This is a genomic window from Allobranchiibius sp. GilTou73 (assembly GCF_021391335.1).
In the GTDB taxonomy this organism is placed as follows: domain Bacteria; phylum Actinomycetota; class Actinomycetes; order Actinomycetales; family Dermatophilaceae; genus Allobranchiibius; species Allobranchiibius huperziae.
Map to the genome: position 1 here is coordinate 426,034 of NZ_CP090051.1, position 23,465 is coordinate 449,498.

Here is a 23,465-nt window from a genome sequence, read left to right on the forward strand (position 1 = left end):
AAGGGCCCGTGGATTCCGTGCCGCAGTTCCCGTTCTCCGCCATCGTCGGTGCCGACGAGATGGCCATCGCGCTGGTCCTGACGACCGTAGCCCCCGATGTCGGCGGCGTGCTCGTCCGCGGCGAGAAGGGCACCGCGAAGTCGACGATGGTGCGCTCGCTCGCGGCGGTCCTGCCCGAGCAGGACGTCGTCGACGGATGCCGGTTCGGCTGCGACCCGAGCGAGCCCGACCCGCAGTGCCCCGACGGCCCGCACACACGCGGCGATGACGCCGTGCAACGGCCGGCCCGGCTGGTGGAGCTGCCGATCGGCGCCAGCGACGACCGGGTCACCGGATCGCTCGACCTCGGCCGCGCGCTCGGATCGGGGCAGACGGCGTTCGAGCCGGGCCTGCTCGCCGACGCGCACCGAGGCCTGCTCTACGTCGACGAGGTCAACCTGCTGCAGGACCACCTGGTCGACCTCCTGCTCGATGCCGCCGCGATGGGCCGCAACACCGTCGAGCGTGACGGCGTGTCGGTGACCCACGCCGCGCGCATCATGCTGATCGGCACCATGAACCCCGAAGAGGGTGAGCTGCGACCCCAGCTGCTCGACCGCTTCGGCCTGTCCGTTGAGATCACCGCGTCCCGGGTGCCGCAGGAGCGCGTGGAGATCGTCCGTCGCCGACTGGCCTACGACGCCGACCCCGAGGGCTTCGCCGCGACGTACGCGGACGCGCAGGCCACGCTCGGCGCGCGGCTGGCCGCCGCACAGCAGCGGGTGGCCGACGTGGAGCTGTCGGACTGGGCGCTGGGCAAGATCGCGACCGTCTGCGCCGGGTTCGACGTCGACGGGATGCGCGCGGACATCGTGACGGCGCGCGCGGCCCGGGCGCACGCAGCGTGGCAGGACCGCGACAGTGTCGCCCGCGAGGACATCCGGGTCGCCGCGAAGCTGGCCCTGCCGCACCGTCGCCGGCGCAAGCCGTTCGACGCGCCAGGCCTGGACGAGGACCTGCTCGACCGACTGCTCGGTGATGACGACGAGCCGGATCCCACACCCGACGACACGAACGACGACCCGGATCCGCAGCAGCCGCAGCCTGATTCGCAGAACGACGGCGAGGAGACTGACCGCGAGGATTCCCCGTCCGGTGGTGACTCGTCGTCCTCCGACAGCGGCGATTCCGGGCAAGACGCCGCCCCGCCGACCCCGCACCAGGACGGTGGCGAGGCCGACCGCTCCGACCAGGAGCAGGAGCTCGACACAGCGGCGCCCGAGGCGCCGAGCGCGGCCCCGCAGGTCGCGCAGGCCGAGGAGGCCTACCGGGTGCGGTCGTTCACCGTGCGCGGTGTGGGCCGCGGAGAGGCCGGCCGGCGCAGCCGGGCGATCACCAACTGGGGCGCGACGATCGGTTCCGAGCGCGACGGCAGCGGCGCGGTGCACCTGCCAGCCACCATCCGGGCGGCCGCACTGCGCGGCGCGGGTCGGGCGGGCGCCGGGCGACTGCACGTCGCCGGTGAGGACCTGCGCCACAAGGTGACCCAGGGCCGCGAGTCCAACCTCGTCCTCATCGCCGTCGACGCCTCCGGATCGATGGGTGCGCGCGAACGGATGCGCGAGGTCAAGACCGCCGTCATCAGCCTCCTGACCGACGCCTACCAGCGCCGCGACCGGGTCGGAGTGGTCACCTTCCGCGGCGCCGGGGCCGACCTGGCGCTGCCCCCGACGCACTCGGTCGAAGCGGCCGCGGCCTGCCTGACCGACCTGCCGCACGGCGGCCGTACGCCGCTCGCCGAGGGACTGCTGGCCGCCGCCCGCGCCCTGGAGGTCGAGCGCATCCGCGACCCGCACCGGCGGGTGCTGCTCGTCCTGGTCACCGACGGCCGCGCGACCTCCGGGCCGGACGCCCTCGAGCGCGCCCGCTGGGTCGCTGACCGCTGGCCGAGCACCGGGGTGGACGCCGTGGTCGTCGACGCCGAGACCGGCCGCTTCCGGATGGGCCTGGCCGCCGACCTCGCCGAGCGGATGGGCGCAGAGCACGTGACGCTGGAAGACTTCGCCGCGGACAGCCTGGTCACCGCCATCCGCGAGAGGAGCGTGGCCTGATGCCGAAGGGACAGACCCCCGTCGCCGCGGTGGACGGACTCACCACCCGCGCACGGCGCAACTCCCCCTGGTCGTCGTGCACGGCGGCGACGGCAAGGGCAAGTCCACCGCCGCGTTCGGGCTGGCGCTGCGCGGATGGAACCAGGGCTGGTCGATCGGTGTCTTCCAGTTCGTGAAGTCCGCCAAATGGCGCATCGGCGAGCAGAGCGCCCTGGAGGCGCTCGATGTCGTACACCGCGAGACCGGCCAGGGCGGCCCGATCGAGTGGCACAAGATGGGCTCGGGCTGGTCGTGGTCGCGCAAGGCCGGCAGCGAACAGGAGCACGCAGACGCCGCCCGCGAGGGATGGGTCGAGATCAAGCGGCGCCTCGCCGAGCAGACTCACACCCTCTACATCCTCGACGAGTTCACCTACACGATGAAGTGGGGCTGGGTCGACGTCGACGACGTCGTCAGCACGCTGCGCGACCGCCCTGGCCACCAGCATGTGGTCATCACCGGTCGCGACCCCGACCCCCGCCTGCTGGAGATCGCCGACGTGGCGACCGAGATGACCAAGATCGCGCACCCCTTCGACAAGGGCCAGAAGGGCCAGAGGGGCATCGAGTGGTGACCCGGCTGCCCCGCGTCGTGATCGCCGCCGCGGCCTCGGGCCAGGGCAAGACCACGGTGGCCGTCGGAATCATGGCCGCGCTGCGCCGACGCGGCCTGGCAGTGGCTCCGGCGAAGGTCGGCCCCGACTACATCGACCCCGGTTACCACGCGCTCGCGACCGGTCGCCCCGGCCGCAACCTCGACCCGTGGCTGACCTCACCGGAGCAGATCGCGCCGCTGCTGCTGCACGGAGCGCGCACGCCGTACACCGCGGACCTGTCGGTCATCGAGGGCGTCATGGGCCTGTACGACGGGCAGATGGGCACGGACGGCTTCGCCTCGACCGCCCACGTCGCCACGTTGACCGATTCGCCGGTGCTGCTGGTCATCGACATCTCCTCGGCGGCCCGCACGATCGCCGCGAGCGTGCACGGACTTGTCAGCTACGACCCGTCGGTGCGCGTCACAGGCGTCGTGCTCAACAAGGCCGGCAGCGCCCGGCACGCTGCTGAGGTACGCCGCGCCGTCGAGGCCACCGGCCTGCCTGTCCTGGGAGTCCTGCCCCGCGACGCGGGCGTCAGCGTGCCCTCCCGCCACCTCGGACTCGTCCCCGCCGCCGAGCGCGACGAGGCCGCGGCCGGACTCGACCGGCTCGCCGGCCAGATCGCCGAGCACCTCGACCTCGACGCCGTCCTGGATCTCGCGCGCACCGCGCCGGACCTGGCCGACGAGCCCTGGACCCCGTCGGTCGTCCACCGCACCACGCCGCCGCGCGTCGTGGCCGTCGCCGGTGGGCAGGCCTTTACCTTCCGCTACGCCGAGACCGACGAACTGCTGCGCGCCGCCGGGTGCGAGCCGGTCGTCTTCGACCCGGCGACCGACACGTCCCTGCCGCAGGGCACCAGCGGCCTCTACCTCGGCGGCGGTTTCCCCGAGGCGCACGCACCCGCGCTGGCGCGCAACACGCCCCTGCTCGCCGAGCTGCGCGACGCCGTCGCGTCCGGGATGCCGACCGTCGCCGAGTGCGCCGGGCTCCTCTATCTCGCAGAGGCACTCGACGACCACCCCATGGTCGGCGCCCTGCCCGCGGCTGCTGCGATGCATCCGCGCCTGACCCTCGGATACCGCACCGCGGTCCTCCCGGTCGACGGGATGCTGGGCGCCGCCGGCACGGCAGTGCACGCCCACGAGTTCCACCGCACCCGGACGACTCCCCCGACCGCCGGGCCCGGCGCCTGGCTGGTCGACGGTGCACCGGTCGGGTTCGCGCTCGACCCCGCCGGAACGGGCCGCCCGACCGTGCACGCGTCGTACCTGCACGTCCACTGGGCCGGGAATCCATCCCTCGCGACGTCGTTCGCCGACGCGGTGCACGCATACGAGCCCGTGACCACGGGTGCACGTCCTTCAGACGACCACGCGCCGGTGGCAGCGCACCCCGCGACCACCGCGGACGCCGTCGACCCTCTGGACCACCACGGCGATGCCGAGCTCCGCGGCACCGGACGCACCCTGGTCGACCTCGCCGTCAACGTGCGGGTGCCCGTCCCGCCGGTCTGGCTCAGCGACCGGATCGCTGCCTGCACCACCCGCTTGGCCGCGTATCCCGATGTCTCGCAAGCGCGTACGGCGATCGCTCGTCGCCATGGCGTGCCCGAGACGATGGTGCTGCCGACCAGCGGCGCCGCCGAGGCCTTCACCCTCATCGCCCGCGCCGTGCCCGGAAGGCACCCGCTCGTGGTGCACCCGCAGTTCACCGAGCCCGAGGCGGCGCTGCGCCGCGTCGGCCGGGTGCCCGAGCGCCACCTCCTGCACGGCGACACCGGCTTCGTCCTCGACCCGGCTCTGGTCGACCCGAACGCCGACCTCGTCCTGCTCGGCAACCCCACCAACCCGACCGGCGTCCTGCACCCGCGCGCCTCCCTCGAGTCCCTGCTGGGCCCCGGTCGCACCGTCGTCGTCGACGAAGCATTCATCGATGCCGTGCCGGGAGAGCTCGATTCGCTGATCAGCGCGCAGATGCCCGGCCTCCTGGTGCTGCGCTCACTCACCAAGACCTGGGGGTTGGCCGGACTGCGCGCCGGCTACGTCGTCGGCGACCCAGACCTCATCGCGCTCCTGGCGCAGCACCAGCCGCCGTGGTCGGTGTCGACGCCCGCGGCGGTCGTGATGTCCGCGACCGCGACCCGGTCCGCGCTCGAGCAGGCCGACGACCTCGCCCGAAAGGCGACCAGCGACCGGGCGTACCTCGTCCGCGGTCTGCAGGAACGGGGGCTGCGGCCGGTCGACGGAGTGGCCCCATTCGTGCTTGTCGAAGGGCCCTCGGGGGCACGGGAAGCGCTGCGCGACAACGGCTTCGCCGTCCGTCGCGGCGACACCTTCCCAGGCTTGAACGCCGCCTGGATCCGCATCGCCGTGCGTGACACCACCACGACGGATGCCTTCCTGACCGCGCTCGACGACGTCCTCGCCCACACCGCCGCGTCCGCACCCGAGCTCGCCCGATGAGGCTCGACATCCCCGGCACCGGCGCTCGCGTGCTGGTGCGCGACCCGGGGCCGCGCGTGGCCGAGATCGTGCACACCCTGCTCGACGGTGGAGCCGTCGTCGACGTACAGGAGTCCGGGACGCACCCGGTGGTGCGTGACCTGGCCGCGCGCCGCCTCGTCACGGTGGTCGCCGCACCCGATCTCACGGCGTACGACGTCGTGTTGCGCGACCCGGCGCTCGAGGCGCAGGAGCCGCCACGGCCAAGTACCGGTGGGCGGGTGGTGCTGGTCGGCGGCGGTCCCGGCGACCGCGGCCTGCTCACGCTCGCCGGGATGCAGGCACTGCGCGAGGCCGACGTCGTGGTCTGCGACCGACTGGCGCCGCTCGGAGTACTCGACGAGCTGGATCCCCGGCCGGAGATCATCCACGTCGGCAAGATCCCCTCGGGTGCCTTCACGCCTCAGGAGCGGATCAACGAGATCCTCGTCGAGCAAGCCCAGGCTGGGCGCAACGTCGTGCGGTTCAAGGGCGGCGACAGCTTCGTCTTCGGCCGCGGCGGCGAGGAATGGAACGCGTGCGTCGACGCGGGCGTTTCGGTCACAGTGATCCCTGGTGTCACTTCGTCCATCGCTGCACCTGCGCTCGCCGGGATCCCCCTCACCCACCGCGATGTCATCCAGGGTTTCGTGGTCGTCTCCGGGCACGTCGCCCCCGACGACCCGCGCAGCACCGTCGACTGGCGGGCGGTCGCCGAGACGCGGATGACGGTCGTCGTCCTGATGGGAGTCAAGACGCTCGGGAGCATCGCCGACGCACTCGTCGCGCACGGCCTCGACCCGGAGACGCCCGCGGCATCGGTCGCGGACGCCGGCCTGCCGAGTCAGCGCGTCGCCCGCGGCCCGTTGCGCGAGATCGCCCGGATCGGCGACGACGCGGACATCCGGCCACCCGCCGTCACGGTGATCGGTCACTCGGTCGCCGCGCTGCGCCCCCAGGACACCGGCACGTCGTGAGGCAGCTGCTGATCGGCCTGCGCCTCGCCGTCGGCACCCTGTCCATCGTCCCCGTGGGCACGCTGCCCGAGGTGGACCGCACCAGTGCACGCTGGGCGATGGTGCTGGCACCCGTGGGTGCGCTGCCCGTCGCGGTGCTCGCCGGGCTGCTGGCCTGGGTCGGACCGATGGTGCACCTACCGGCACTGGTGGTCGGCATCGTCGTCTGCGCGGCGCTCGGCTGGGGCACCCGCGCCATGCACTGGGACGGCCTCGCGGACACCGCCGACGGCCTCGCCGCGGGGTGGAGCCGCGAACGCGCCCTGGAGGTCATGCGCAAGGGCGACACGGGCCCCGTGGCGGTCGGCGTGCTCGTGGTCGTCCTGCTGCTCGACGCCGCCGCCATTGCCGCCGTTGCCCCGGACTCCTGGGGGTGGCTGCTCGTCGGCGTCGCCGTGCTCGCGTCCCGGGCTGCCTGCACGCTGGTCGCCGTACGCGGCCTGCCGCCCGCCCGCTCCGACGGCCTCGGTGTCGTCGTGGCCGACAACGTGCCCGGCCCCGCCCTCGCGGTCACGGTGCTGGTGACGCTGGCGATCGCCGCCGCGGCGGGTCTCGTCGCCGGGCACGTCGTGCTCGCCCCGGTCGCCGTCGCCCTCGGATTCGTCGCGGTGTCGGTGCTCGCGATCCGCTGCCGCACGGTGCTCGGTGGCGTCACCGGAGACGTGATGGGCGCCGGGGTCGAGATCGCCCTCGCCGTGAGCCTGCTCGTCCTGTCCACCCGGGGTGGCGCGTGAAGACCCTGATCCTCGGCGGCATCCGATCGGGCAAGTCCGCAGTCGCCGAACGCACGCTCGCCGGCGTACCGGCCGTCACGTACGTCGCGACCGGCCCCGGCCCCGAGTTGGACGACGACTGGGCCCACCGGGTGCACGCCCACCGCGAGCGTCGCCCCGCGCACTGGTCGACGGTCGAATCCGTCGATCTGCCAGCCGTGTTCGCCGACCTCACCCGGCCCGCACTGGTCGACGGGCTCGGCACGTGGCTCACCGCCCACCTCGACCGACTGCAGGCCTGGGACGCGCCGCGTGAGGACTGGGAACCCGCGGCGCTGACGCTGATCGACGACCTCGCGACCGCCGTCCGCGACTGCGCCCACGACCTCGTGATCGTCTCGGACGAGGTCGGCCTCACGCTCGTCCCCGAGCACCGCTCGGCCCGGGTGTTCGCCGATCTGCTGGGCCTGACCAATCAGCGCGTCGCCGACGCCTGCGACGCGGTGCAGCTCGTCGTGGCCGGGCAGGTGCTGACGGTGAAGGCGCCGTGAGACCCGACCCCATCGCCGCGGGTCTCCTCGTCGGGTACGCCGCCGACCTGGCCTTCGGCGATCCCCGCCGCGGCCACCCCGTCGCCGGCTTCGGCAGTGCGGCCGCGGCGCTGGAGCAGCGCACCTACGCGCCTCGCCGCTCCCGCGGCGTCCTGCACGAGGCCATGCTGGTCGGTGGGGTCGTCGTCCTCGGCGGCGCCGCCGCTCGCGTGCGCCCGCAGGTGCCGGTCGTCGCCCTGGCCACCTGGACGGTGCTGGGCGGACGCTCCCTCATTCGTGAGGCGGCCGCGATGCACGACCTGCTGGCGCGGGACGACCTCGCCGGGGCAAGAGTGCGGATCCGGCATCTCGTCGGGCGGGACAGTTCGCAACTGTCGCCTGCCGAGCTCGCCCGCGCCTGCATCGAATCGGTCGCCGAGAACGGCGCCGACGCAGTGGTGAGCCCGCTCTTCTGGGGAGCGATCGCCGGCGTCCCCGGCCTGATCGGCTACCGCGCGGTCAACACGCTGGACGCGACGATCGGGCACCGTTCCGTGCGCTACCGCGAGTTCGGTTGGGCCGCAGCGCGGCTGGACGATGTGGCGAACTGGGTGCCCGCGCGGCTGACCGTGCTGTCGATCGCCCTGGCCACCGGGTCCCCTACGGCGTCGCGTCGGGTGCTCCATGTCGTACGCCGTGACGCGCCTGCCCACCCGAGCCCCAACGCCGGTCCGGTCGAGGCGGCGTTCGCGGCAGCGCTCGGTCGTCGCCTGGGAGGCCGCAACACCTACCGCGGCGTCACCGACGACCGCGGCACGCTGGGCGACGGACCCGACGTCGACGTCTCGGACATCGACGCCGCGGCCCGGCTGCACCATCGCACCGCCGCCATCGCCCTGGCACTCGTCGTCGGTGGGCGTCTCGTCACCCGAGCAGCGCGGCGACGCATGCGTCGACGCAGCTGACCTCGCGCAACCCGGCGGGTGCGTCCGGCCGGGACAGCACGACGACCGGCACCCCCAGCCTGGCCGCGGCATCGAGCTTGGCGCTGGTGTAGGCGCCGCCGGAGTCCTTCGTCACCAGCACGTCGATCCGCTGGTCCCGCAGCAGCGCGAGCTCACCGTCGATGTCGTACGGCCCGCGGTCCTGCACGACGGTCCACCGCGGCGGAAGCGGCTCCTGCACGGGCTCGACGACGCGCACCAGCACGTCACGATCGCTCCACGTCCTGAACGCCGGAAGCGTCTGCCGCCCGCTGGTCACGAACGGCCGCGCGCCGATATCCCCGGCGACGTCACACAGCTCGGACAGCGAGCCGCACCGGTGCCATCCGGCAGCGTCGGGCCGACCGGACCAGCCGGGGCGGGCGAGGCGGATCGACGGGATGCCGACGTCCGCAGACGCCTGCGCCGCGTGCTGCGTCATCGTCGCGGCGAATGGATGGGTGGCGTCGACCAGATGGGTGACCTCGGAGGAGCGCAGGTACGCCGCCAGGCCGGCCGCACCGCCGAAGCCGCCGATCCGCACCTGCCCGACGGGCAACCGCGGCCGGGCGACCCGACCGGCCAGGGAGGACACGAACGGCACGCCGGCGCCCTGCAATCGGTCGGCCAGGTCGCGTGCCTCGGCGGTGCCACCGAGGATCAGGACGAACACGTGCCCGAGGGTACGGCGAAGGGCCCGCGGCGCGCACGCCACGGGCCCTTCGACTGAGCTCAGCTCAGTACAACTCGGACGGGTCCTTGTCGGTCCAGTCCAGGGTGCGCTGCACGGCCTTGTTCCACTTGGAGTAGAGCCACTTGACCTTGTCCTTGTCCATCTTGGGCTCCCAGCGCTTGTCCTCGGCCCACTGCTTGCGCAGCTCGCCCTCGTCCTTCCAGAACCCGACCGCGAGCCCCGCGGCGTACGCCGCACCGAGCGCCGTCGTCTCGCTCACGACCGGACGGATGACCGGCACTCCGAGGATGTCGGCCTGGAACTGCATGAGGGTCTCGTTGACGACCATGCCGCCGTCGACCTTCAGCTCGGTGAGAGCGACACCGGAGTCGGCGTTCATCGCGTCGACGACCTCACGTGACTGGAACGCGGTGGCCTCCAGCGCGGCGCGGCAGATGTGGCTGCGGTTGTTGAACCGGGTGAGACCGACGATGACACCACGCGCGTCCGGACGCCAGTGCGGCGCGAACAGACCGGAGAACGCCGGCACGATGTAGACGTCGCCGTTGTCGTCGACCTCCTTGGCGTAGTCCTCGACCTGCGGCGCGGAGTCGATCATCTTCAGGTTGTCGCGCAGCCACTGCACCAGCGAGCCGGTCACCGCGACCGAACCCTCGAGCGCGTAGATCGGCTTCTTGTCGCCGATCTTGTAACAGACGGTGGTGAGCAGGCCGTTCTTGGACATGACCTTCTCCTCACCGGTGTTGAGGAGCACGAAGTTGCCGGTGCCGTAGGTGTTCTTGGCGGTGCCGATCTCGAAGCACACCTGCCCGAACGTCGCCGCCTGCTGGTCACCGAGGATGCCGGCGATCGGCACCCCGGCCAGCGGGCCGCGCTCACGGACCTTGCCGTACTCCTCGGAGCTGGAGTGGATCTCCGGGAGCATCGACTTGGGGATGCCCATGTCCTTGACGATGTCGTCGTCCCACTGGAGCGTGTCCAGGTCCATCATCAGGGTGCGCGAGGCGTTGGTGACGTCGGTGTAGTGCTTGCCGCCCTCGGTGCCGCCGGTGAGGTTCCACAGCACCCAGGTGTCCATGTTGCCGAAGAGCAGGTCGCCGGCCTCGGCCTTCTCGCGGGCACCGTCGACGTTGTCCAGGATCCAGCGCACCTTCGGGCCGGAGAAGTAGGTCGCGAGCGGCAGCCCGACCTTGTCCTTGTAGATGTCCGCGCCCGTGTCACCGGCGAGCTCGTCGCAGATGCGCTGGGTGCGGGTGTCCTGCCAGACGATGGCGTTGTAGACCGACTTGCCGGTGGTCTTGTCCCAGACGACCGCGGTCTCGCGCTGGTTGGTGATGCCGACCGCGGCGACGTCGCTGGTCGCGGCGTCCAGTTTCACCAGAGCGTCGGCGCAGACCTGGCGGGTGTTGTGCCAGATCTCCTCGGGGTTGTGCTCGACCCACCCCGACTTGGGGAAGATCTGTTCGTGTTCCATCTGCGCGGACGCCGCGATGGCGCCGTTGTGGTCGAAGAGGATGCAGCGGGTGCTGGTCGTCCCCTGGTCGATCGAAGCGATGTACTTGGCCATGGTGCTGATCTCCTAGATGGGTGCGGTACGCGCGACTTCCTGGGGGTCGGTCCGTCGGCTCCCTACGAAGTATCGAAGAGCAACGAGCTCTTCGCAGGGGTTCGTTACATGTAGGCCCGGGCGACCAGCGCCGCGAGCAGGCAGCCGATGATCGGGCCGACGACCGGCACCCAGGCGTAGCTCCAGTTGCTGGAGTCCTTGTTCGGGATCGGCAGCACGAAGTGGGCGATCCGGGGTCCGAGGTCACGGGCGGGGTTGATCGCGTATCCGGTCGGGCCACCGAGGCTCACTCCGATCGCGACCACGATCAGGGCGACGCCGAGCGCGCCCGCGGGCGCGTCGCTGAAGGTCGTGCCTCCGGAAGCACTACTGATCTTGTTGGTCATCCCGGACACCAGGACGTAGAAGATCAGCACGAACGTGGCGATGATCTCGGTCACCAGGTTCCACGCGTAGGACTTGATGGCCGGGCCGGTGGAGAAGATACCGAGGGACGGTGCGTCGAGCCGGTCGTCGAACTGCTTCTTGTATGCCGCCCACATCGCCACCGCGCCGAGGAAGGCTCCGAGGAACTCACCGGCGAAGTAGACCAGCGTGGACCCGGGGGTGATCGACACTCCCGTGGCATAGCTCTTGGCGCCGCTCGCCCAGAGCCCGATCGTGACGGCGGGGTTGAGGTGGGCGCCCGACTTGTACGCGGCGTACACACCGCCGAACACACCGAGGCCCCAACCGAAGTTGATCATGAGCGTGCCGCCCTCGAAGCCGCCCGCCTTGGGCAGCACGACGTTGGCGACCACGCCGGTACCCAAGACGATCAGGATCGCGGTGCCGAGCACCTCACTGACGAACACCGACCACAGACTCATTGACTCTCCTCGGTAGGCCCAGGTAGCAGCTCGTGTGAGCGGCGTCACACCGTACCGTACGCCGTTTTACCGTGACCCAGATCACGTCTTTCGTCCAGTCTGCTCGCAGGGATCGCACAGGACGCATCGAATCCAGGACGGTGCGCACGGTGACATGAGGCGGGCTTAAGCTCGGAACGACACCCGATGAGGAGCTCCCATGGTGATGCAACCTTTCAGCGCGACCCTGTCGCCGCAGCAGCACGAGCAGGCCTGGAACGCATTGCGCGACACAGAGTTCGACGTCCTGGTCATCGGCGGTGGTGTCACCGGGGCCGGTTCGGCACTCGATGCCGCCACCCGCGGCCTGAAGGTGGCGATGGTCGAGGCGCGCGACTTCGCGAGCGGTACGTCATCGCGCAGCAGCAAGCTGTTCCACGGTGGTCTGCGCTACCTGGAGCAGCTCAACTTCAGCCTGGTGGCCGAGGCGCTCAAGGAGCGCGAACTGATGCTCACCACGATCGCCCCGCACCTGGTGCACCCGGTGCCGTTCCTCTACCCGATCAAGCACCGTTACTGGGAGCGCCCGTACATCGCGAGCGGCCTGATGCTCTACGACAACATCAACGGCAAGCAGTCGGTGCCCCGCCAGAAGCACCTCACCCGCACCAGCGCGCTGCGGCTCTTCCCCAGCCTGAAGAAGAGCGCCCTCGTCGGGGCGGTGCGCTACTTCGACGCCCAGTCCGACGACGCACGCCACACGATGACGGTGGTGCGCACGGCCGCCCACTACGGCGCGGTGGTGCGCAACTCCACCGAGGTCGTCAAGATCGTCAAAGAGGCCGACCGGGTGGTCGGCGCCGTGGTGCGCGACGTCGAGAGCGGCGATGAGGTCACGGTCCGCGCGAAGGTCGTGGTCAACGCCACCGGGGTGTGGACCGACGACGTGCAGAAGATGGCCGGCGGCCGGGGACGTTTTCACGTCCGCGCGTCCAAAGGCGTGCACATCCTCGTGCCGCGCGACCGCATTGCCGGCGAGGTCGGGCTGATCCTGCGCACCGAGAAGTCGGTGCTGTTCGTGATCCCGTTCGGACAGCAGTGGATCATCGGCACCACCGACACCGACTGGGTCTACGACCTCGCGCACCCTGCGGCGACGTCCAAGGACATCGACTACATCCTCGAGCACGTCAACACGGTGCTCACCACCCCCGTCAGTCGCGACGACATCCTCGGGGTCTACTCCGGCCTGCGGCCGCTGCTCGCCGGTGAGAGCGAGGACACGAGTCAGCTCTCCCGTGAGCACGCGGTCGCCCGTCCGCAGCCCGGTCTGATCTCGATCGCCGGCGGCAAGTACACGACGTACCGGGTGATGGCCGCCGACGCGATCGACGCCTGTGCGGAGGACCTGGGCGAGCTCAAGCCCTCGGTCACCGAGCACGTGCCGCTCGTCGGCGCCGACGGCTACAAGGCCATGATCAACCTGAAGAGCGAGCTCGCGAAGGAGGCCGGCATCTCCACCTGGCGGGTGGAGCACCTGCTCGGCCGCTACGGCTCGAAGCTGAACGAGCTGTTGTCGCTCGGCGACGACGACCGCTCGATGCTGGAGCCTGTTTCCGGCGCCGAGGAGTACCTGCGGGCGGAGTTGAAGTACGCCGTCACGCACGAGGGCGCCAAGCACGTCACCGACGTGCTTGCCCGGCGCACCCGCATCTCCATCGACACCAAGCACCGCGGTGTGGACTGCGTGGACGAGACGGCGGCGATCATGGCCGGCGAGCTCGGATGGGACGAGGCGACGATCGAGCACGAGAAGGCGGCCTACGTCGAGCGGGTCCACGCGGAGCGCAAGTCCCAGGAGCTGGCCACCGACGAGGAGTCCGACGCGGCACGTCGCGAGGCGGCCGAGAGCCGGGGCGGCCTGCGTCAGGTGACCGCCACCCGCTGAACGCCCTACTGAGCCGGGCCCGTCGAGGACGAGCCCGGCTCAGACGCGTCGGATCCGGAACGGGCCCTTCGCCGTGGACGGGTCGACCACGCGGCTCCCTTGGACGATGACGACCTGGCCGGAGTGCACGAGTCGTCGCGCTGCGCGCCGGGCCGGCTCCGCGAGGTCCTCCCCGGTGTCGTTCCGGGCGGTCACCGCGTCGGCCGCGTCGCTCGGTGAGACGGTGCCGGACCGCGCTCCCGACGCGAGCAGATCCAGGATCGCCTCCTCCAACAGCGTGTCGGTCTGCGTGACCCCACGGCGCCGGCACGCGGCACTGCAGTAGCGGATCTGCTCCCAGTCCCGTTCCCACTTCCGCCGCCACTCGATCCGGCGTCCGCAGGACACGCAGGTCCTGTCCGCAGGTGTGCTCACCCCGCCAGTCTGCCGTCGGGCCACTACGGTGACGGTCGACCCCTCTCTCCGCGATCCCCGAGGTCCCCATGCGCGCCGACACCTTCCTCCTGCAGTCCGCCGACGACACCCCGTTGCACGTACGTCGATGGCTGCCCGACGGCGACCCCACGGCGGTCGTCCAGGTGGCCCACGGCATGGCCGAGCATTCCGGCCGGTACGAGCGGTTCGCGCAGGCGCTGACCGCGGCGGGGTACGCCGTCTACGCCGAGGACCACCGCGGCCACGGCCGCACCTCCGGGGGTGCGGATACCGGCTACCTCGCCGACTCGGACGGCTGGAACGTGGTGGTGGAGGACCTGGCCGCGGTCACCGCGCGAGCCTCGTCCGAGCACCCCCACCTGCCGGTGGTGCTCTTCGGGCACAGCATGGGCTCGTTCCTCGCGCGTTCGTACGCCATGGTCCACGGCTCCGACCTCGCCGGCCTCGTGCTGTGCGGGACAGCCGGTGACCCGGGCACGCTCGGCGCGGTGGGCAAGGGCGTGGCGACCCTCGAGGCGCGGACCCTCGGACGCCGCCACACGAGCAAGGTGATGAACACCCTGACCTTCGGTCAGTACAACGCGGCGTTCAAACCGACCCGCACCGACTTCGACTGGCTGTCGCGCGACCCGGCCGAGGTCGACGCGTACATCGCCGACCCTCGGTGCGGCGAGGTGTTCACGGCCGGTTTCTACGTCGATCTGCTGGGCGCCCTCGCCCGGATCAACCGCGACGACCAGGTAGCGCGCATCCCGGCCGGCCTGCCGGTGCTGCTGATCTCCGGCGACCACGATCCGGTCGGCGGCAAGGGCGGCGCCGGCGTCAAGGCCGTCGCGGCGCAGCTGGAGAAGTCCGGGGTCCGCGACGTCACCCTCACGCTCTACCCCGGTGCCCGGCACGAGCTGCTGAACGAGACCAACCGCGACGAGGTCACCGCTGACGTCCTGGCCTGGATCGCCGCCCACCTCCCCCGGGACTGAGGGGAAGGACCGCCTCGCTCAGCTGCGCTGCCAGAAGACGATCCGGTTGCCGAACGGGTCCAGCACCGTCATCGTCTGACCCCATGCGTCGCGACTGATCCCCGGCCGCGCGTTGCGGTGCCGTTGGGCGAGCAGACCCTCCCGGTACGCCGCCAGATCGTCCACCGTGATCATCACCCCGCTGCCGGGCGTGGCGTCGCCGTGGTGCTCGGACAGGTGCAGGATGCACCCCTCCCGTTCCACCTCGGCGTAGACAGGGGTCTCCGGCTCGAACTGGTGCTCCCAGCGCCAGGTGAAACCGAGGAAGGAGCAGTAGAACCCACGGGCGAGCTGATGATCGAAGACCCGCAGCACGGGTATCACCCGCTGGCGGCCGACCGGGTCGTCCCGGTGATCGGGCGCGGTGGCGTGGAAGGTGTTCCAGTCCCGGTGGCCGGCCGCATGGGCGACCGCCTCCAGGACCTGGGAGTGCGAGATGCTTCCCTGCGTGGAGAGCTCCCGGGCCAGTGCCTTGGCTTGGGTGGTGGTGATCACGACAAATCCTGTCCGCGCGGCGTCGTCCGGTCCCTGCGTTGCCGGATGCCGCGCGAAGTGCGTCGGATCATCCAGAGTCGGATCCACCGGTGTTCACCGTCGAGGCAGGGGGCAGGCCGCCGGAGGGCCGACACCGACCATACCCGCGCGACCGTCTCGGTGTCCCGCAAAGGTCTCGCACAGAGAAGACACAGGCTGAGCCTGGACGGCGGACAGGGCGGACCGGTGTACTGAGTGTCATGCCTACGAACGCGGCCACTCTGAAGCACACCGACGGCAGCAACGTACGCGTGCTGGTCGTCGACGACGAGTCCAACCTGACCGAACTGCTGAGCATGGCCCTGCGTTACGAGGGCTGGGACATCAAGTCCGCCGGCACCGGCTCGAGCGCCGTACGCGTGGCGAAGGATTTCAAGCCGGACACCGTCGTGCTCGACATGATGCTGCCCGACTTCGACGGTATGGAGGTGCTGAGGCGGCTGCGCGACGACGACCCGACACTGCCGGTGCTCTTCCTCACGGCCCGGGACGCGGTCGAGGACCGCATCGCGGGGCTGACCGCGGGCGGCGACGACTACGTCACCAAGCCGTTCAGCCTGGAGGAGGTCGTCGCGCGAGTGCGCGCGCTGCTGCGCCGGTCGGTCCAGCTGACCCAGGAGTCCTCCTCCACCCTCACGGTCGGCGACCTGTCGCTGGATGAGGACAGCCACGAGGTGATCCGCGGCGGGACCGAGATCGCGCTGACCGCAACGGAGTTCGAGCTGCTGCGCTTCATGATGCGCAACCCCAAGCGCGTCCTTTCCAAGACCCAGATCCTCGACCGGGTGTGGCACTACGACTTCGGCGGCCAGGCCAACGTCGTCGAGCTCTACATCTCCTACCTGCGCAAGAAGATCGACGCCGGTCGGTCGCCGATGATCCACACCATGCGCGGCGCGGGGTACGTCCTCAAGCCCGCGGCCTGAACCGCATGAGTACGGCGCTGCGCCCCTCGCGCTGGACCCTGCGCACGAAGCTGGTCTCCTCGGTCGTGCTGCTCTTCGTCGTGATCATCATGGCGATCGGCGCCCTGACCGTCTGGCAGCTGCAGAGGACGCTGGCGGACAGGATCGACCAGCAGCTGGTCACGTCCGCCCAGCAGTTGGCTGGGCCGGCGACGAATCGCGGCGACCCGCTCAGCTATCAGGGCGGCGGCGGCAACTCCCTGCGCGTCGACCTCTCCGGGGGCAACGTCGTCCTGGTCGAGGACATGCAGAGCGGACTCTTTCGTCCGAGCGCGCTCATCAACAGGCTGGGCGCACCTCCCACCGCGTTGAGTGGGGCTCAGATCGAGATCGTGCGCACCGCCGGGATCGGCGATCATCCCTCCACCATCGGGCTGGGGCGCGCGGGTGACTACCGCGTCATCGCCGTGAGTCATGTGGCGCGACTGCAGAATCAGGCGACTGGCCAGTACTCACCCCAGACCGTCACCACGATCGTCGGACTTCCCCTCGCCGACACCTACTCGGCCGTCCGCAGGGCCGCGCTCGCCGTAGCGCTGCTCTCCGGTGCCGGGCTCATCCTGGTGGGGCTGGCCACGGCGTACCTGGTCCGCCGCAGCCTCGAACCCCTGCGCCGGGTCGCCGAGACGGCGACGCGCGTTTCGACGCTGCCGCTGTCCGCCGGCGAGGTGGTGATGCACGAGCGGGTCGACCTGGCCGACACCGACGAACGCACCGAGGTCGGCCAGGTGGGGCTAGCGCTCAACCAGATGCTGGACAACGTCGACGGCGCGCTCACCGCTCGTCAGGAGAGCGAGACCCGCGTGCGGCAGTTCGTCGCGGACGCCAGCCATGAGCTGCGTACGCCGCTTGCCTCGATCCGCGGATACGCCGAATTGTCCCGCCGCGAGCGCGAACCGGTGCCGACCGGCGTGCAGCACGCGATGAGCCGCATCGAGTCCGAGTCGGATCGGATGACCGCGCTGGTGGAGGATCTGCTGCTGCTGGCCCGGCTGGACTCGGGGCGCCCGTTGGACCGCGAGCCGGTGGATGTCACGCTGCTGGCCATGGAGACGATGTCGGATGCGCACGCCGCGGGCCCGGGGCACCGGTGGAAGCTCGACCTTCCGGACGAGCCGATGGAGGTCGTCGGCGACGAGGCTCGGATCCGCCAGGTGCTGATCAACCTGTTGGCGAACGCACGACGCCACACACCCGAGGGCACCGAGGTCACCACGCGCGTGGCCGCCGACGGTGGTGACGTCGTGGTGTCGGTGTCCGACGACGGCCCGGGCATCGAGCCGTCTCTGCTGCCGCACATCTTCGAGCGCTTCACGCGAGGCGATTCCGCGCGTACCCGTACGGAGGGCTCGACCGGGCTGGGGCTCTCGATCGTGCACGCGGTCGTGACGGCGCACGGCGGAGATCTTCGCGTGCAGTCCGTCCCGGGGCGGACCACCTTCACGATGCGGATGCGGCGCTCGCCCCAGGAGACCCCGGCCTCGATGCCGTCGGTGGCTCCCTGATGTCGGCACGCCGCAAGCTCGGCGCCCAGGTCGTGAAGTTCGCCATCATCGGCGTCGGCAGCACGGTGCTGAATCTGCTGCTCTTCGCCCTCTTCCGGCACGCACTCGGCAATCAGTGGGCGAACATCACGGCGCTGCTCATCTGCACCGTGATCAACACCGCGCTCAACCGCCGCTACACCTTCGGCGCCAGCGGGACGGGTGGCGCGGCGCGGGTGCAGCTGCAGTCCCTGGTGCTGCTTGCGATCACCGTCGCCATGACGTCCGGTGCGCTGGAGATCCTGCGGCAGACCGACCCGCATGCCGACAGCCTGGTCTCGACCGGCACGGTCGCCGTCGGCAACGTGATCGCCACCGTCATCCGCTTCCTCCTGCTGCGGCGGTGGTTCGCACCGGCTGCCCCCGAGGTCGTCGCCGCCGAGTCCGCCCCGACCGCACTCTGAAATCCCGCGCCCGGACGCGCTCGCTCAGTGCTCGAATTCGCCGCGTGCCGAACGACCGCGCGGCACCCCGGCGACTCCGCGCATCGGCGCCACCACCACGTGGATCCCCTGGTCGCGCATCCTCGTGACGTGCTGGTCGGGCGTGCCGGCGTCGACGATCACCGTGTCGAACGCCGACAGGGGCGCGAGCGCGTGCAGCGCCCGCTTCTCGAACTTGGTGTGGTCCACCAGCAGGATGCGCCTGCTGGCCGAGTCGAACATGGCCCGCTTGATGTCGACGGTCTCCAGCGCCTGGTGGAAGACGATGTCGTCGGTGATCGCCGCGGTCGACATCAGGAACGTGTCGGCGCGCAGGTTGGAGATGGCCTGGGTCGTCATCCGGCCCATGAACGCGCTGCACCAGTTGTAGTACTCACCGCCCAGTGACAGCAGAGTGATCCCCCGTGCACCGCGCAGCTCGTTGATCAGCGTGAGCACGTTGGTGATGACGGTCAGCGGGCTCTTGCTCTGCAGGTGCGGAGCCATGTGCGCCACCGTGGTCGAATCGTCGAGCAGGATCGCCTGCCCCGGTTCGACGAAGTCCATCGCCGCGATGGCGATCGCTTCCTTCTCCCGTTTCTCACGGCCCGTGCGGTAGATGTCGCTGGACTCCACCAACGACGTCGCGGTCGCGGTGGCGACCCCGCGGCTCTTGCGCAGGATGCCGCGGCTCTCCAACTCGTCCAGATCCCGGTGCACGGTCATCACGCTGATGTCGAAGCGCTCCGCGAGCTCTTCGATCCGCACCGCGCCCTGCGCCATCACCGCTTCGGTGATCGCCCGCTGGCGCGCCATCTGCCGGCTCTGACGGCTGTCGGCGGCGACGGGTTCGATGGACATCCGGTTTGCAACCTGCTCAGTTGTTCGGTCAGGACAGAACACCGGACTCTATCGCGGTGATCTCGTCCAGGATGGCTCGCAGCGCGGTGACGTCGTGCGCGAAACGACCGAGGAACAGCCCGTCGACGGAATCGTGGATGAGGGTCCACAGCCCCGGTGCCGCGCTGCCGCCGTAGATGACGCGCGACCCGGCGACCACAGGATGCCCGCCTACGTACTCGCGCAGGGCGCGTGTCACCTCGCCGATGTGCTGGGCATCGGCCGGCTCGGCCCGGCCGATGGCCCACTCGGGCTCGTACGCGAGGACGACGTCCGCGCGCGCATCGTCCGGCAGGTCGGCGAGCGCGTTGCTCAGCTGCCGGATGCAGTCGGCCACCGCGTCGTCGGTGGCGCCGGGCTCTCGTTCCCCCAGGCACAGGACCGGCGTCAGCCGGTTGCGCACCGCGGCCGCGAACTTGCGCGCGATCGTGGCGTCGTCCTCGCCGAAGAACCGACGCCGCTCGACGTGCCCCACCTCGACCAGGGTGCAGCCGATGTCGCGCAGGTCCGCGCCGCTGATGCCGCCGGTGAACGCGCCACGGTCCTCCCAGAACAGGTCCTGGGCGCCGACCTGCACTCGGGTGCCGGTCGCGATGTCGAGCACGGCGGGGACGACGGCCATGGAGGGTAGTACGAACAGATCCACCGTGCCGGAGCTCGTGCTGTCGTGCTCGGCCGCGAGCCGCACCACGTCCTGCGCCCATTCGACGGCCCGGGCGGGACCGAAATACATCTTGAGACTGACACCGACGAGGGGCGGACGCGGGCCACCGCTCACTGCAGGCGCGGGATCAGCCGCGCGCGTGCAGCGAACCGTCTCATGCCCGTTCCTCGGGGTGAGCGGTGCTGCTCTCGTAGCGGTCGAGCACGGCGACCTTCTCGGCCGAGGACGAGGCCTCGTCGAACTCGTAGGTCAACCACTCGCGCGCCAGCCGCCGCGCCAGCTCCAGACCGACGACCCGCTGGCCGAAGGTCAGTACCTGGGCGTTGTTGCTGAGCACGGAGCGCTCGACGGACAGGCTGTCGTGGGCGGTGACGGCGCGGACGCCGGGCACCTTGTTGGCCGAGATCGCCACCCCGAGGCCGGTGCCGCAGACCAGCAGAGCGCGGTCGGCCTGCCCCGTGCGGATCAGCTCCGCAGCGGCGATCGCGACGGTCGGGTACGGCGTGTGGCTCTCGGCGTCGACGCCTACGTCCTGCACCGACGCCACATCCGAGCTGGCCTCGAAGTCGGCCTTGAGGGCCTCCTTGTACTGGAACCCCGCGTCGTCGGAGCCGACGACGATCCGCAGCTTGGTACTCATGGTGTCTCGGCTTTCGTGGAGGTGAGCGTGTCAGCGATCGCTGTCACTGCGAGGGCGAGCGAGAACGCGCCCGGGTCCGGTGTCCCCACGCTCTTCTCTGCGTGCGGTCGGGCCCGGCCGATCTTCGGCACCAGGTCCGCGGTGGCGGCCGCCGCGTCCGTGCACACCGCGGCCGCGGCCGACCAGCTCTCGGGCAACGACCGGCCGGCATCGGCGTTTGTGCGCAACGCCTCGGCGAAGGGGAAGAGGGAGTCCAGCATCGTCTTGTCGCCGCGCTCGGCCTTGCCGAAGCGCCCCAGTGCATCGGCGGCGTCCTGCACTCCGGAGGCGATGACGTCGGCGTCCGGTCGCTCGTGGTTGCCGAGCCGCGCCGCGAGCGTGCGCAGCGCCACCCCCCACAACGCACCGGAGGTGCCGCCGGCCTTGTCGGCCCACGCGTCGCCCGCCGCTTCCAGCGCGGACTGCGCGCCGGCTCCGAAGCCGAGAGTCGCGTCGATCGCATCGACGGCGGCCCGCGCACCCCGTTGCATGCCGATCCCGTGGTCGCCGTCGCCGGCGACCGCGTCGAGCCTGCCCAGCTCTTCGACGTGCTCCTCGACCGTGGCCCGGACGGCGTGCAGTGCAGCCGCGGCCCGGCGCGCCACGCGCCGGGACTCCTCGCTGGCCGCCGGGTAGCCGCGTTCGTTCGCACCCGTCTCGTCGGGCAGTCGGGCCGCCTCCCCGGCGGCGTCCACGCTTCCGCGCCGGTACGCAGGCGCCGCGGCGGGCGAGGTCCAGGCCGCCTCGATATCGTCGGTGAGCCACGTGACGGTCAGGGACACTCCCGCCATCTCGAAGCTGGTGACCATCTCACCCACCTCGGGCGCGACGATCGTGAGACCGGCACCCTCCAGGTCCGCGGCCACGGTGCGGTAGGTGACGAAGAGCTCCTCGGTCTTGACCGAGCCCAGGCCGTTGAGGATGACTGCTACTCGGGTCTCGTCGTGGCGCCCGGCGGCCTCGAGTACCCGGCTGACCAGCAGGTGGGCCAGTTCGTCGGCTGTCGGCAGGGCGGCCTCATCGATCCCGGGCTCGCCGTGGATGCCCATCCCCACGGCCATCCGACCCTGCGGGACGGAGAAGAGGGGCGCATCTGCTCCGGGCAGGGTGCACCCGGAGAACGCGACTCCGAGGGTGCGGGTGCGGTCGTTGGTCTCACGGGCCAGGTCGTGCACCTCGTCCAGCGTGCGGCCCTGCTCAGCCGCCCACGCAGCGGCTCGGAACACCACCAGGTCTCCCGCGACCCCCGGCGCTTGCCCCGCTCGGCGTCCGAGGCGCTGGAGATGTCGTCGGTGACCACGACCGTGCGACACGGGATCCCCTCGGCAATCAGCCGTTCCTGTGCCTGGTCGAAGTTGAGGACGTCGCCCGCGTAGTTGCCGTAGGTGAAGAGCACTCCGGCCCCGGTGGCGACGGACGTGGCCACCGAATAGGCCTGCTGCGCCGACGGTGAGGCGAACACGTTGCCCAGTGCGGCCGCGTGCGCCAGGCCCTGGCCGACCAGCCCCGCGAAGGCCGGGTAGTGCCCGGATCCGCCGCCGATGACGACCGCCACCTGGCCCTGCGGGGTGGCCGTGGCGCGCGCGACCCCGCCGTCGACGCGGCGTACCAATTCGTGGTTGGCGAGCACGAAGCCGTCGACCATCTCATCGGCGAACGAGCTGGGGTCGTTCAGGAGATAACTCATACCTGGTCCTTTCTGCTCAGCAGGTGCCGGAACCGCAAGACCGTCGGTCCCGGCACCTGACGACCATCGTCACGGGGTATAAGTGAATGGCCCGGTCATCTTGCTGACATTCGCCTTCGTGATCAGAATGCAGTTGAACGACTGCTTCTCGACAGCGGAACCGGTTTTGCCGGTCTTCAGGTATTCGTCCGCTTCTTCGACAGCCTTCTGAGCGAAGGTCGCCACCGGCTGCAGGACGGTGTACTGCAATTCCCCGCTCTTGATCGCAGCGACGGCATCGGGTGAACCGTCGAATCCACCTACCTTGATGGAGTTGAGCTTGCCTGCTTCCTTGAGCGCCGCGATCGCGCCGAGGGCCATCTCATCGTTACCCGAGATGACACCAATGATGTTCGGGTGCGCCTGCAGCATCGATTGCATCTTGTCGTGACCCTGGGTGCGGATCCAGTTCGCCGTCTGCTGGGCCACCTTCTTGAGCCCCGGGTACTGACCGAGCACAGCCGCGTACCCGTCGGACCGGATAGCCGCGTTGTTGTCGGTGGGCAGACCGTACAACTCGACATAGTTGCCCTTCTGCCCCACGTCCTTCACCCATTGTTGTGCGCCGAGCGCCGCACCTTGGGCGTTGTTGGAGATCAACTGTGCTTTGGCAACGCCGGGCGTGTCGATCTCGGCGTTCACCAGGAAGACCGGGATCCCTGCCGCCTCGGCCTTCTTGACATTGCCGACCGAACCGGTCGCGTTCGCCGGATCGAGGATCAGGGCCCTGGACTTGTTGGCGATCGCCGTGTCGACCAGATTGCTCTCGGTGTTCAGGTCCCCCTTCGACGCCGACACGTTCGCGGTGTAGCCGAGCTTGACGGCCTCAGCTTTCGCCACGTTCCCCTCAGTCAGCCAGAACGGGTTCGACGGGTCGTTCACGATGATGGATATCAGGCCGCCCTTCTTGGTCGAACCCGTCGCCGACGACGAGGACCCCGAAGAGGCCGAACTTGCTGACCCCTTGCCGCTCGACTTGGCGGCAGAACTGCTGGAGCCGCAACCTGCGATCGTCAAAGCGACGATCGCTCCGGTCGCAAGAACCCCGATCTTCTTCTGGGACATGCG

General features: G+C 70.6%; 21 protein-coding genes and 2 pseudogenes. 12 read left to right on the forward strand and 11 right to left on the reverse strand.

The annotated features are described in order from the left end of the window. Window positions 1–8: 8 nt before the first annotated feature. From LVQ62_RS02050 to cbiB, 7 genes and pseudogenes are all read left to right on the forward strand, one after another. Window positions 9–2,090 (forward strand): VWA domain-containing protein, encoded by a 2,082-nt coding sequence (locus LVQ62_RS02050; RefSeq protein ID WP_370639661.1) that lies wholly within the window; start codon window positions 9–11, stop codon window positions 2,088–2,090. Continuing rightward, window positions 2,090–2,703 (forward strand): annotated as a pseudogene (gene cobO / locus LVQ62_RS02055) (cob(I)yrinic acid a,c-diamide adenosyltransferase). Before LVQ62_RS02050 ends, cobO begins: the two are co-directional and overlap by 1 nt. After that, window positions 2,700–5,192, forward strand: a complete 2,493-nt coding sequence (locus tag LVQ62_RS02060) for a cobyrinate a,c-diamide synthase (protein WP_233764218.1) — start codon at window positions 2,700–2,702, stop codon at window positions 5,190–5,192. The pseudogene cobO and the gene LVQ62_RS02060 overlap by 4 nt, the downstream one beginning before the upstream one ends. Continuing rightward, window positions 5,189–6,187: a uroporphyrinogen-III C-methyltransferase gene (gene cobA / locus LVQ62_RS02065; RefSeq protein ID WP_233764219.1), complete on the forward strand. Its 999-nt coding sequence runs from the start codon at window positions 5,189–5,191 to the stop codon at window positions 6,185–6,187. Before LVQ62_RS02060 ends, cobA begins: the two co-directional genes overlap by 4 nt. Then, window positions 6,184–6,960, forward strand: a complete 777-nt coding sequence (locus LVQ62_RS02070; protein ID WP_233764221.1) for an adenosylcobinamide-GDP ribazoletransferase — start codon at window positions 6,184–6,186, stop codon at window positions 6,958–6,960. Before cobA ends, LVQ62_RS02070 begins: the two co-directional genes overlap by 4 nt. Beyond that, complete coding sequence (locus tag LVQ62_RS02075; protein WP_208050927.1) at window positions 6,957–7,490, forward strand: bifunctional adenosylcobinamide kinase/adenosylcobinamide-phosphate guanylyltransferase; 534 nt, start codon at window positions 6,957–6,959, stop codon at window positions 7,488–7,490. Before LVQ62_RS02070 ends, LVQ62_RS02075 begins: the two co-directional genes overlap by 4 nt. Then, window positions 7,487–8,434: an adenosylcobinamide-phosphate synthase CbiB gene (gene cbiB, locus LVQ62_RS02080; protein ID WP_208050928.1), complete on the forward strand. Its 948-nt coding sequence runs from the start codon at window positions 7,487–7,489 to the stop codon at window positions 8,432–8,434. The genes LVQ62_RS02075 and cbiB overlap by 4 nt, the downstream gene beginning before the upstream one ends. On the opposite strand, the gene LVQ62_RS02085 is transcribed toward cbiB, so the two are convergent. The 3 genes from LVQ62_RS02085 to LVQ62_RS02095 form a co-directional block, all read right to left on the reverse strand. Beyond that, window positions 8,394–9,125: a cobalt-precorrin-6A reductase gene (locus LVQ62_RS02085; protein ID WP_208050929.1), complete on the reverse strand. Its 732-nt coding sequence runs from the start codon at window positions 9,123–9,125 to the stop codon at window positions 8,394–8,396. The two genes, cbiB and LVQ62_RS02085, sit on opposite strands and share 41 nt — an antisense overlap. A gap of 64 nt (window positions 9,126–9,189) precedes the next feature. After that, on the reverse strand, window positions 9,190–10,713 hold the full coding sequence (gene glpK, locus LVQ62_RS02090; RefSeq protein WP_208050930.1) for a glycerol kinase GlpK: 1,524 nt from the start codon (window positions 10,711–10,713) through the stop codon (window positions 9,190–9,192). Window positions 10,714–10,817: 104 nt separating this feature from the next. Then, window positions 10,818–11,582 carry an MIP/aquaporin family protein gene (locus tag LVQ62_RS02095; protein WP_208050931.1) on the reverse strand — a complete coding sequence of 255 codons (765 nt, stop codon included), beginning with the start codon at window positions 11,580–11,582 and terminating at the stop codon, window positions 10,818–10,820. A 199-nt stretch (window positions 11,583–11,781) separates the two neighbouring features. Here LVQ62_RS02095 and glpD point away from each other — a divergent pair, with 199 nt between their 5' ends. Beyond that, a complete protein-coding gene (glpD, locus tag LVQ62_RS02100; protein WP_233764222.1) occupies window positions 11,782–13,509 on the forward strand; it encodes a glycerol-3-phosphate dehydrogenase in 1,728 nt (575 codons plus the stop codon). A gap of 39 nt (window positions 13,510–13,548) precedes the next feature. Here glpD and LVQ62_RS02105 read toward each other — a convergent pair whose 3' ends face one another. Beyond that, entirely contained in the window at window positions 13,549–13,923 is a 375-nt protein-coding gene (locus tag LVQ62_RS02105) for a DUF2256 and DUF3253 domain-containing protein (protein WP_233764223.1), read from the reverse strand. 68 nt (window positions 13,924–13,991) lie between these two features. Between LVQ62_RS02105 and LVQ62_RS02110 the strand changes: the two genes are divergently transcribed. Further along, on the forward strand, window positions 13,992–14,924 hold the full coding sequence (locus LVQ62_RS02110) for an alpha/beta hydrolase (protein ID WP_233764224.1): 933 nt from the start codon (window positions 13,992–13,994) through the stop codon (window positions 14,922–14,924). Window positions 14,925–14,942: 18 nt separating this feature from the next. Here the strand turns inward: LVQ62_RS02110 and LVQ62_RS02115 are convergent, their stop codons facing one another. After that, window positions 14,943–15,458: a glyoxalase superfamily protein gene (locus tag LVQ62_RS02115; RefSeq protein ID WP_233764225.1), complete on the reverse strand. Its 516-nt coding sequence runs from the start codon at window positions 15,456–15,458 to the stop codon at window positions 14,943–14,945. A gap of 239 nt (window positions 15,459–15,697) precedes the next feature. Here LVQ62_RS02115 and LVQ62_RS02120 point away from each other — a divergent pair, with 239 nt between their 5' ends. Genes LVQ62_RS02120 through LVQ62_RS02130 form a run of 3 tightly spaced genes read left to right on the forward strand, consistent with a single transcriptional unit; the run spans window position 15,698 to window position 18,410 of the window. Next, a complete protein-coding gene (locus tag LVQ62_RS02120) occupies window positions 15,698–16,423 on the forward strand; it encodes a response regulator transcription factor (RefSeq protein WP_304504473.1) in 726 nt (241 codons plus the stop codon). 5 nt (window positions 16,424–16,428) lie between these two features. Further along, window positions 16,429–17,967: a cell wall metabolism sensor histidine kinase WalK gene (locus LVQ62_RS02125; RefSeq protein ID WP_233764226.1), complete on the forward strand. Its 1,539-nt coding sequence runs from the start codon at window positions 16,429–16,431 to the stop codon at window positions 17,965–17,967. Further along, window positions 17,967–18,410: a GtrA family protein gene (locus LVQ62_RS02130; protein ID WP_233764227.1), complete on the forward strand. Its 444-nt coding sequence runs from the start codon at window positions 17,967–17,969 to the stop codon at window positions 18,408–18,410. Before LVQ62_RS02125 ends, LVQ62_RS02130 begins: the two co-directional genes overlap by 1 nt. 24 nt (window positions 18,411–18,434) lie before the next feature. Here LVQ62_RS02130 and LVQ62_RS02135 read toward each other — a convergent pair whose 3' ends face one another. The 6 genes and pseudogenes from LVQ62_RS02135 to LVQ62_RS02155 all read right to left on the reverse strand — a co-directional run bounded on the left by LVQ62_RS02135 (window position 18,435) and on the right by LVQ62_RS02155 (window position 23,462). Beyond that, on the reverse strand, window positions 18,435–19,289 hold the full coding sequence (locus LVQ62_RS02135) for a DeoR/GlpR family DNA-binding transcription regulator (protein ID WP_233764234.1): 855 nt from the start codon (window positions 19,287–19,289) through the stop codon (window positions 18,435–18,437). A 28-nt stretch (window positions 19,290–19,317) separates the two neighbouring features. Continuing rightward, window positions 19,318–20,106 (reverse strand): triose-phosphate isomerase family protein, encoded by a 789-nt coding sequence (locus LVQ62_RS02140; protein ID WP_255696490.1) that lies wholly within the window; start codon window positions 20,104–20,106, stop codon window positions 19,318–19,320. Between the two features lie 40 nt (window positions 20,107–20,146). After that, window positions 20,147–20,632 carry a ribose-5-phosphate isomerase gene (locus LVQ62_RS02145; protein ID WP_233764238.1) on the reverse strand — a complete coding sequence of 162 codons (486 nt, stop codon included), beginning with the start codon at window positions 20,630–20,632 and terminating at the stop codon, window positions 20,147–20,149. Continuing rightward, entirely contained in the window at window positions 20,629–21,462 is an 834-nt protein-coding gene (locus LVQ62_RS17690) for a DAK2 domain-containing protein (RefSeq protein ID WP_370639696.1), read from the reverse strand. The genes LVQ62_RS02145 and LVQ62_RS17690 overlap by 4 nt, the downstream gene beginning before the upstream one ends. Continuing rightward, window positions 21,442–22,358, reverse strand: a pseudogene (locus LVQ62_RS17695) (dihydroxyacetone kinase subunit DhaK); the annotation flags it as partial. The gene LVQ62_RS17690 and the pseudogene LVQ62_RS17695, both read right to left, overlap by 21 nt. 69 nt (window positions 22,359–22,427) lie before the next feature. Continuing rightward, entirely contained in the window at window positions 22,428–23,462 is a 1,035-nt protein-coding gene (locus tag LVQ62_RS02155; protein ID WP_233764239.1) for a D-ribose ABC transporter substrate-binding protein, read from the reverse strand. Between the last annotated feature and the right edge of the window lie 3 nt (window positions 23,463–23,465).

What these genes read in the sequence shown, in the direction of transcription:
- LVQ62_RS02120 (WP_304504473.1), top strand. Translation starts at nt 15,698, where the DNA reads ATGCCTACGAACGCGGCCACTCTGAAGCACACCGACGGCAGCAACGTA.
- LVQ62_RS02125 (WP_233764226.1), top strand. Translation starts at nt 16,429, where the DNA reads ATGAGTACGGCGCTGCGCCCCTCGCGCTGGACCCTGCGCACGAAGCTG.
- glpK (WP_208050930.1), bottom strand. Translation starts at nt 10,713, where the DNA reads ATGGCCAAGTACATCGCTTCGATCGACCAGGGGACGACCAGCACCCGC.
- LVQ62_RS02155 (WP_233764239.1), bottom strand. Translation starts at nt 23,462, where the DNA reads ATGTCCCAGAAGAAGATCGGGGTTCTTGCGACCGGAGCGATCGTCGCT.
- LVQ62_RS02095 (WP_208050931.1), bottom strand. Translation starts at nt 11,582, where the DNA reads ATGAGTCTGTGGTCGGTGTTCGTCAGTGAGGTGCTCGGCACCGCGATC.
- LVQ62_RS17690 (WP_370639696.1), bottom strand. Translation starts at nt 21,462, where the DNA reads ATGGCGGGAGTGTCCCTGACCGTCACGTGGCTCACCGACGATATCGAG.
- LVQ62_RS02130 (WP_233764227.1), top strand. Translation starts at nt 17,967, where the DNA reads ATGTCGGCACGCCGCAAGCTCGGCGCCCAGGTCGTGAAGTTCGCCATC.
- LVQ62_RS02135 (WP_233764234.1), bottom strand. Translation starts at nt 19,289, where the DNA reads ATGTCCATCGAACCCGTCGCCGCCGACAGCCGTCAGAGCCGGCAGATG.
- glpD (WP_233764222.1), top strand. Translation starts at nt 11,782, where the DNA reads ATGGTGATGCAACCTTTCAGCGCGACCCTGTCGCCGCAGCAGCACGAG.
- LVQ62_RS02145 (WP_233764238.1), bottom strand. Translation starts at nt 20,632, where the DNA reads ATGAGTACCAAGCTGCGGATCGTCGTCGGCTCCGACGACGCGGGGTTC.
- cobA (WP_233764219.1), top strand. Translation starts at nt 5,189, where the DNA reads ATGAGGCTCGACATCCCCGGCACCGGCGCTCGCGTGCTGGTGCGCGAC.
- LVQ62_RS02110 (WP_233764224.1), top strand. Translation starts at nt 13,992, where the DNA reads ATGCGCGCCGACACCTTCCTCCTGCAGTCCGCCGACGACACCCCGTTG.